This window comes from Bacillus sp. AFS012607, from assembly GCF_002558005.1.
Taxonomy (GTDB): Bacteria; Bacillota; Bacilli; order Bacillales; family Bacillaceae_G; genus Bacillus_A; species Bacillus_A thuringiensis_S.
In genome coordinates this window covers 1-707 of record NZ_NTVM01000083.1, presented here as the reverse complement: position 1 = coordinate 707, position 707 = coordinate 1, and the positions used below count along the sequence as shown (strand labels likewise).

Below are 707 nucleotides of genomic sequence, written 5' to 3'. Positions count from 1 at the left end.
AATTTTACTTTTGATTCCTAATAAATGGGAAGATAATGCAACACCCTGTGCATGATTTCCAGCTGAACAAGCGATTACACCACGTTCTTTTTCTTCATTTGTTAGTTGGGAAATTTTATTAAATGCACCACGAAACTTAAATGAACCCGTTAACTGCATATTTTCTAACTTCAAATAAATTTCTCCACCGGTTTTACTGGTTAAATAGAAAGATTTAACCAAAGGCGTTTTTCTAGCATTTCCATCTAAAATTTTTTGTGCCTTTTTTATATTCCCAATGTTGAGTGGTAAAATCTCATTACTCATATTAACACTTCTTTCAATGGCTTATAATCTAACTCTAGTGTTGCACCTAAATTCTCATAAGTTATCGTACCCTTGTAAATATTTATCCCCGTCGCTAAAGCCGGTTTATTTTGGATTGCATTCTCTAATCCATTTTTAGCTATTTCTAGTAAATACTCAATATTTCCATTTGCCAACGCCATAGTTGAAGTACGTGGAGTAGCACCAGGCATATTTGGTACTGCATAATGGACTACATCATGTTTAACAAATATAGGATTATCATGAGTTGTATAATGATCGACTGTCTCTACCGTACCACCTTGATCTATTGCAATATCCACAATCACACTTCCTGGCTTCATAGATTGAACCATATACTCTTTAACAATTTTAGGAGGACGAGATCCTGGTATTAAAAT

General features: G+C 33.9%; 1 protein-coding gene and 1 pseudogene. Both read right to left on the bottom strand.

The features are described from left to right. The coding region (locus CN409_RS30830; RefSeq protein ID WP_141527759.1) for a pyridoxal-phosphate dependent enzyme at positions 1-306 on the bottom strand (306 nt) is incomplete at its 3' end. Beyond that, positions 303-707: pseudogene (locus CN409_RS30825) on the bottom strand (alanine dehydrogenase); the annotation flags it as partial. The gene CN409_RS30830 and the pseudogene CN409_RS30825, both read right to left, overlap by 4 nt.